This window comes from Phenylobacterium sp. (genome assembly GCF_044236515.1).
Classification (GTDB): domain Bacteria; phylum Pseudomonadota; class Alphaproteobacteria; order Caulobacterales; family Caulobacteraceae; genus Phenylobacterium.
This window is the reverse complement of sequence record NZ_JBIIGK010000149.1, coordinates 1-7,189: the sequence shown is the minus strand read 5'-3', so window position 1 is coordinate 7,189 and position 7,189 is coordinate 1. Positions and strand designations below refer to the sequence as shown.

Below are 7,189 nucleotides of genomic sequence, written 5' to 3'. Positions count from 1 at the left end.
CAGGCGGCGCAAAGCCTAGGCCACCCGACGGCCTCTAAGGAAAGACCATCCCCCGCATGGACGCCATCCGCGACCGGACCCTGCCGGGTTCCGACGACCTCGAACCCGTCAAGCGGCCGAGCCGCGAAGAGGCCATGGAGGCCGTCCGCACGCTCATCGCCTGGGCCGGCGATGATCCGCGCCGCGAAGGCGTGCTCGATACGCCCAAGCGCGTGGTCGACGCCTACGCCGAGTGGTTCGAGGGCTATCAACTCGACCCGGCCAAGGAGCTGTCGCGGACCTTCGAGGACGTCCAGGGCTACGACGACATCGTCATGCTGCGCGACATCGAAGTGGAGAGCCACTGCGAGCACCACATGGCGCCGTTCCTGGGCAAGGCCTATGTCGCCTACATGCCGACCAACCGGGTGGTCGGCATCTCCAAGCTGGCCAAGGTGGTCGAGATCTTCGCCCGCCGGCTTCAGACCCAGGAGACCATGACCCAGCAGATCGCCGACGCGATCACCGACAGCCTGCGCCCGGCCGGGGTCGCCGTGCTGATCGACGCCGCCCACCAGTGCATGACCACGCGCGGGGTCCACCACCGGCACGTCAGCACCATCACCACCCAGTTCACCGGCGTCTTCAAGGCCGACCCGACCCTGCGCCAGCGGTTCCTCGACTTCGTGAACCGGCGGTAGCGGCCTTTATTCCTTCGTGGGAGTAGGGAAACGGGAGCAATCCGGCCCTAGCGCCCGCGCCCTCAGCGGCGCCATATGGCGGGCATGAGCGAGACGAGCTTTCCGGTCGCGGAGACCAAGCAGGCGCTGGAGGAAGGCGCCGAGCTTTCGCCGCGGTTCGACGCCAACGGCCTGGTCGCGGCGATCGCCGTCGACGCGGCGACCGGCGAGATCCTGATGCTGGCGTGGATGAACGCCTTGGCCTTGAAGCTGACCCTCGAGACCGGCGAGGCCCATTACTGGAGCCGCTCGCGCGGCGAGCTCTGGCACAAGGGCGCGACCAGCGGCCAGGTGCAGAAGGTCGCCGAAGTGCGGGTCGACTGCGATCAGGACGCGGTGCTGCTGAAGGTCCGGCCGCAGGGCGACGGGGGCGCGTGCCACACCGGCAGGCGATCCTGCTTCTACCGCGTTGTGGAGGATGGCCAGCTCGTCGTCCGGCCCTGACCCTTAGGAGTAAAGATCCCACATGTCGAAGGAAGGCCTCCACGTCCCCCGCGAAAAGCTGTCGCGGGACACGCTGAACAAGCACTACGCCATCACCTCGATCATCGAGGAGCTGGAGGCCGTCGACTGGTACCGCCAGCGGGCCGACGATTGCGACGACGCCGAGCTGAAGGCGATCCTGCTGCACAACGCCCGCGAGGAGCTGGAGCACGCGGCGATGGTCCTGGAGTGGCTGCGCCGCAACGACAAGGAAGCCCACGAGCAGTTCGAGGAGTACCTGTTCAAGGACGGCTCGATCATGGAGCACGAGGAAGGCGCCAGCGAGAAACATGGCCTCTGAGCCGAACGACGCGGCGGACGAGAGCTCGGGCGCGGAGGACGACGGCGGCGAGGTGCTGACCGTCACCCTCGCCCCCGAGCAGACGGGCGAGCGGGTCGACCGGGCGCTCGCCGCTGCGGCGCCGGACCTGTCGCGGGCGCGGCTGCAGGCGCTGATCGCCGAAGGCCGCGTCCGTATCGCCGGCCGGCCGCTGACCTCCGGGTCGGCGGCCGCGGTGGCCGGTTCCTATGAGATCGATATCCCTGCGGTGGCGCCGGCCGACCCGAAGCCGGAGGCGATTCCGCTCAACGTCCTCTTCGAAGACCCGCACCTGATCGTGCTGGAGAAGCCGGCCGGGATGGCCATGCACCCGGCGCCGGGCAGCGAGAGCGGCACGTTGGTTAACGCGCTGCTGCGCCATTGCGGCGCCGGCCTCTCCGGCATCGGCGGCGTGGCGCGGCCGGGCATCGTCCACCGGATCGACAAGGAGACCTCCGGCGTCGTCGTCGCCGCCAAGACCGACGCCGCCCACCAAGGCCTGTCGGCGCTGTTCGCGGCCCACGACATCGAGCGGGCCTACGTCGCCCTGACGCGCGGCGCGCCGCATCCGACGAGCGGGACGATCGAGGGCGCCATCGCCCGCTCGACGCACGACCGCAAGAAGATGGCGATCGTGAAGTCCGGCGGCCGCCACGCCGTCACGCACTACAAGGTCGAACGGGCGTTCGGGCGGCAGGAAAAGCCGCTCGCCGCCCGCGTCGCCTGCCGGTTGGAGACCGGCCGCACCCATCAGATCCGCGTTCACCTCGCCTCGAAGGGCGCCCCCTGCCTGGGCGATCCGGTCTACGGCTCGGGAGCCCCGGCGGCGGAGGTTCGGGCCGCGATCGCCGAGGCCGGTCTGAAGCGCCAGGCCCTGCACGCCGCGGTGCTCGGCTTCCGGCACCCGGTCACCGGCGAGACCTTGCGGTTCGAAAGCCCGCTGCCGGACGATATGGCGGTGCTGGAGCGGTTGCTGGCGACGCTGTAGGCCCTCGCGCTACCCCCGCGCCGCCGCCTCAAGCGCCGCCACATCGAGCTTGACCATCTTCAGCATGGCGGCGGTGACGCGCTCGACGACCCGGATGTCCTCATCGCCGATCAGGTCGATGAGGCGCTGCGGCACGACCTGCCAATTGAAGCCGAAGCGGTCCTTCAGCCAGCCGCACTGACTTTCCCGGCCGCCGCCGGCCAGCAGCTTCTCCCAATAGTCGTCGACCTCGGCCTGATCCCGGCAGCGGATCTCCATCGACACCGCCTCGGTGAACGGGAACTGCGGGCCGCCGTTGATGCCGACGAACTCCTGGCCATCGAGAGTCCATTGGACGGTGACCGCCGCGCCGGCCGGACCGGGGCCGGCCTCGGTGTAGCGGAAGATCGCGCCGACCTTCGAATTCGGGAAGATCGAGACATAGAAGTTGGCCGCCTCTTCGGCGTTTCCGTCGAACCACAGGTTCGGGGTGATCTTGGGCATGTGCGGCTCCCTGGCGTTGCGTCCGTAGGACGCGCGACGCCCCCCGCAGCCGACAGCGCGGCGGCAGATTTCGGCTTTCTGCAAGCGGCGACAGATTCCCTCGCCTTGAAGCCGTCAAACTCGGGGCGTAGAAAGTCCCACTAAGGAACTCGGATATTCGGGACTTTCCTCCCACGGCCTAGCTAAGCCGCAACCGCGTACCTATCTCGCTGGTTGACGGGGGCGGATGGCGTCGCGTGGGCTCGCGCGACGACCCGAAGTCCGGCAGACATTTGAGGGGACGAACATGGCCGCGAACGCGCTTGCCGTGATGTCGCCGGAAGGCGGCCTCAGCCGGTATCTCTCGGAGATCCGGAAATTTCCCATGCTGGCCAAGGACGAAGAGTTCATGCTGGCCAAGGCCTGGCAGGAACATCAGGACAGCCAGTCGGCGCACAAGCTGGTGACCAGCCACCTGCGCCTCGTGGCCAAGATCGCCATGGGCTACCGCGGCTACGGCTTGCCGATCGGGGAGGTGATCTCCGAGGGCAACGTCGGCCTGATGCAGGCGGTGAAGAAGTTCGACCCGGACAAGGGCTTCCGCTTGGCGACCTATGCCATGTGGTGGATCCGCGCCTCGATCCAGGAGTACATCCTGCGGTCCTGGAGCCTCGTGAAGATGGGCACCACGGCGGCGCAGAAGAAGCTTTTCTTCAACCTGCGCAAGGCCAAGTCCGAGATCGAGGCCCTGCAGGAAGGCGATCTGCGTCCGGACCAAGTCAGCCAGATCGCCACCAAGCTCGGCGTGCTCGACGAGGAAGTCGTCTCGATGAACCGGCGGCTGGCGGGCGGCGACGCCTCGCTGAATTCGCCGCTGCGGGCCGACTCGGAAAGCGAGTGGCAGGACTGGCTGGTCGACGAGGACACGCCCTCGCAGGAGAGCCTCGTGGCCGAGACGCAGGAGAAGACCCTGCGAATGAGCCTGCTCGAAGAGGCGATGACCGAGCTCAGCGACCGCGAGCGTCACATCCTGACCGAACGGCGCCTGAAGGACGAGCCGACCACGCTCGAGGAACTGGCCTCGCAATACGGCGTCAGCCGCGAGCGGGTCCGGCAGATCGAGGTGCGGGCCTTCGAGAAGCTGCAGAAGTCGATGCGCGCCGCCGCCGAGGAGCGGAACCTGGTCGACGCCTAAAGGCGGACGATCCGCTTCTCGTCGCGGATCTGAGGCAGGTAGCTGAGCAACGGCGTGGCGCGGCGTTCGATCTCCGCGCGCGCCAGCCCCGGCTTGCCCGCGACCTCGAACAGATAGTGGCCGAAGGCGGTGGCGGCGACGACCAGTCGCTCGTCGCCGACCTGCCGACCGGCGTCCACCAACTCGTCCGACTGGGCCTGTAGGGCCCGCATCGCCTGCCCGCGGTCGTCCTCGAAGGCGTCGAGGGCCGAACGCACGATTTTCAGCGCCTGGGCGATCCGGGCGACCTGCGGCGTCGCGCCAAGGTCGGTGTGGCGCTTGCGCGGCCCCGCGTAGTCCCCGGAGTTGAACCGGCGCCGGTCGGGGCCCACGTAGCCGACCGCCTCGACCCAGTCGCGCGGATGCAGGGTCACGGCCTCCAGCCGCTTCAGCAGGTCCTTCAGCGTATAGGGCCGGCGCAGGAACTCGTGCACGCCGGCGTCCCGGGCCGCCAGGATGGAAGCGGCTGTGGCCTGGCTGGTCAGCAGGATCACCGGCGCCTTGCGGCAGGCGAGGTTCGAACGGCGCAGGGCGCGGGTGAAACCGACCCCGTCGACGGCCTCGCTCGCCAGTTCACAGAAGATCAGCTGAGGGTTGACCTTGTCGGCCATCTTCAGCGCCTTGTCGTTGCTGGCGGCGGTCCAGACCTCGGGCCGCGAGATGTTGCGCATCAGCTCGCCGACGACGCGGCCGCTGGTCGCCTGCGGGTCGATGACCAGCACGCGCCGGAGCATCGGCGCCATGCGTTGGATCATCCTGTCGTCGTAATTGGCGAACACGGCCCGCTTCTCCCCGACCCTGGGGATATCAGCGGTCGGTAAAGATCGCGTTGAAGCGATGGCCCTCTCCCCTCCGCGCCGCGGAGGGGAGAGACCGCTCCGTCAATCCTGGAACGGATCGCGGACCAGAATGGTGTCGTCGCGTTCCGGGCTCGTCGACAGCAGGGCGACCGGGGCGCCGATCAGCTCCTCGATCCGACGGACGTACTTGACCGCCGCGGCCGGCAGGTCGCGCCAGGAGCGGGCGCCCTGGGTGGTGCCGCTCCAGCCTTCCAGCTCCTCGTAGACCGGCGTCAGGGCCGCCTGCGCCTTGAGGCCCGCCGGCAGGTGGCCGATCTCCTGACCGTCCAGCCGGTAGCCGGTGCAGATCTTCAGGGTCGGCAGGCCGTCGAGCACGTCGAGCTTGGTCAGGGCGATGCCGGCGATGCCGTTCAGGGCCACCGACTGGCGCACCAGGGCGGCGTCGAACCAGCCGCAGCGGCGCGAGCGGCCAGTGACGGTGCCGACCTCGCGGCCGACGACGCCGAGGTGCTGGCCGACCTCGTCGTTCAGTTCGGTCGGGAACGGCCCCTCGCCGACCCGGGTGGTGTAGGCCTTGACGATGCCGAGGACGTAGCCCGCGCCGCGCGGCCCCAGGCCCGAGCCCGCCGCCGCCTGGCCGGCGACGGTGTTCGACGAGGTGACGTAGGGATAGGTGCCGTGGTCGACGTCCAGGAGGGCGCCTTGCGCCCCCTCGAACAGCACCCGGCGGCCGGCCTTCACCGCTTCGTCGAGCAGCAGCCAGGCCGGACGGGCGAAGGGCAGGATCTTCGGAGCCATGGCCTCGAGCTCGGCCAGCAGGGCGGCGCCGTCGTATTCCGGCAGGCCCAGTCCGCGGCGGAGCGGCGTGTGGTGGGCCAGCAGACGGTCGATTTTGACCTCCAGCGCTTGCCGGTCGGCCAAATCGGCGACGCGGATCGCGCGGCGGCCGACCTTGTCCTCGTAGGCCGGGCCGATGCCGCGGCCGGTGGTGCCGATCTTGTTCTGGGCGGCGGCCTCGCGCGCCTGATCGAGGTCGCGATGCAGCGGCAGGATCAGGGTGGCGTTGTCGGCCAGGACCAGCAGTTCGGGAGTGATCTTCACGCCCTGGGCGCCCAGGGTGTCGATCTCCTTCAGCAGGTGCCAGGGATCGACCACGACGCCGTTGCCGATGACCGACAGCTTGCCCTGGACAACGCCGGAGGGAAGCAGGGAGAGCTTGTAGGTCTGGTTCCCCACCACCAGCGTGTGGCCGGCGTTGTGGCCGCCCTGGAAGCGCACGACGACGTCGGCGCGGTTGGACAGCCAGTCCACCAGCTTGCCCTTGCCTTCGTCGCCCCACTGGGCGCCGATGACGGTCACATTGGCCATTGGATACGATCTCCCGACCTGCCCGGGAGAAACCAGCCGCCCTTCGACAGGTGCTCGGCGTCTGGTCTTGGATCGATTGTCGGGCGGGCGTTTAGACCACCCGCCCGTTCGGCTCAACCCCCGACGGGCGTCAGGGGCGCTCTTCGACCACCGTGGTCGGCGCCTCGCGCGGCGTGATCAACCGGCCAAGGCGCGGCCGCAGCCAGTTCTCGAAGTCGTCGACGAACTCGTAGACCACCGGCACCAGCACCAGGGAAAGCAGGGTCGAGCTGATCAGACCGCCGATCACCGCGATGGCCATCGGCTGGCGGAACTCGGCCCCCTTCTCCAGGGCGAAGGCAGTCGGGAGCATGCCGGCTGCCATGGCCACGGTGGTCATGACGATCGGCCGGGCGCGCTCGCGGCAGGCCTCGATCAGCGCCTCATGCTGGCTCTTGCCGGCCCGCTCTTCCTCGATGGCGTACTCGACCAGGAGGATCGAGTTCTTGGCCGCCAGACCCAGCAGCATCAGGAAGCCGATCAGCGCCGGGATGCCCAGCGCCTGGCCGAACATCCCGAGGGCGAAGAACGCCCCGGCCACCGCCAGCGGAAGGGCCGACAGAATGACCAGCGGCTTGAAGAACGAGCGGAACAGCAGCACCAGGACGGCGTAGATCATCCCGACCCCGGTCAGGATCGCAACCACGAAGCCGCCGAACATCTCGGCCATCGCCTCGGCCTCGCCGATGGCGCCGGGCTTCACCCCGGCCGGCAGGTTCTTCATGATCGGCAGGTTGTTGACCGCCTTGGTGGCGACGCCGAGTTCGACGCCGTTCA

Annotated in this window: 9 protein-coding genes; 5 read left to right on the top strand and 4 right to left on the bottom strand. The window is 69.0% G+C overall.

The genetic code is table 11. The features are described 5' to 3' along the window. Positions 1 to 56 precede the first annotated feature (56 nt). From folE to ACILRF_RS13230, 4 genes are all read left to right on the top strand, one after another. Positions 57 to 680, top strand: a complete 624-nt coding sequence (gene folE, locus ACILRF_RS13245) for a GTP cyclohydrolase I FolE (protein ID WP_395673636.1) — start codon at positions 57 to 59, stop codon at positions 678 to 680. Positions 681 to 764: 84 nt separating this feature from the next. Beyond that, the gene (gene hisI, locus ACILRF_RS13240) at positions 765 to 1,163 is read left to right on the top strand and encodes a phosphoribosyl-AMP cyclohydrolase (RefSeq protein ID WP_395673634.1); all 399 of its coding nucleotides are present in this window, start codon (positions 765 to 767) and stop codon (positions 1,161 to 1,163) included. Positions 1,164 to 1,185: 22 nt separating this feature from the next. Then, positions 1,186 to 1,503, top strand: coding sequence for a ferritin (locus ACILRF_RS13235; RefSeq protein ID WP_395673632.1), 318 nt, complete (start codon positions 1,186 to 1,188; stop codon positions 1,501 to 1,503). Next, positions 1,493 to 2,509 (top strand): RluA family pseudouridine synthase, encoded by a 1,017-nt coding sequence (locus tag ACILRF_RS13230; protein WP_395673630.1) that lies wholly within the window; start codon positions 1,493 to 1,495, stop codon positions 2,507 to 2,509. Before ACILRF_RS13235 ends, ACILRF_RS13230 begins: the two co-directional genes overlap by 11 nt. Before the next feature lie 9 nt (positions 2,510 to 2,518). Here ACILRF_RS13230 and ACILRF_RS13225 read toward each other — a convergent pair whose 3' ends face one another. Further along, positions 2,519 to 2,992 carry a VOC family protein gene (locus ACILRF_RS13225; protein ID WP_395673628.1) on the bottom strand — a complete coding sequence of 158 codons (474 nt, stop codon included), beginning with the start codon at positions 2,990 to 2,992 and terminating at the stop codon, positions 2,519 to 2,521. A 286-nt stretch (positions 2,993 to 3,278) separates the two neighbouring features. Between ACILRF_RS13225 and rpoH the strand changes: the two genes are divergently transcribed. Further along, a complete protein-coding gene (gene rpoH, locus ACILRF_RS13220; RefSeq protein WP_395673626.1) occupies positions 3,279 to 4,166 on the top strand; it encodes an RNA polymerase sigma factor RpoH in 888 nt (295 codons plus the stop codon). Here rpoH and ACILRF_RS13215 read toward each other — a convergent pair. The 3 genes from ACILRF_RS13215 to ACILRF_RS13205 form a co-directional block, all read right to left on the bottom strand. Next, complete coding sequence (locus ACILRF_RS13215) at positions 4,163 to 4,984, bottom strand: two-component system response regulator (protein ID WP_395673624.1); 822 nt, start codon at positions 4,982 to 4,984, stop codon at positions 4,163 to 4,165. The genes rpoH and ACILRF_RS13215 overlap by 4 nt on opposite strands. Positions 4,985 to 5,086: 102 nt before the next feature. Next, complete coding sequence (locus ACILRF_RS13210; protein WP_395673622.1) at positions 5,087 to 6,373, bottom strand: adenylosuccinate synthase; 1,287 nt, start codon at positions 6,371 to 6,373, stop codon at positions 5,087 to 5,089. Between the two features lie 130 nt (positions 6,374 to 6,503). Continuing rightward, positions 6,504 to 7,189, bottom strand: a 686-nt coding sequence (locus tag ACILRF_RS13205; protein ID WP_395673620.1) for an efflux RND transporter permease subunit, incomplete at its 5' end; no start/stop codon positions are given.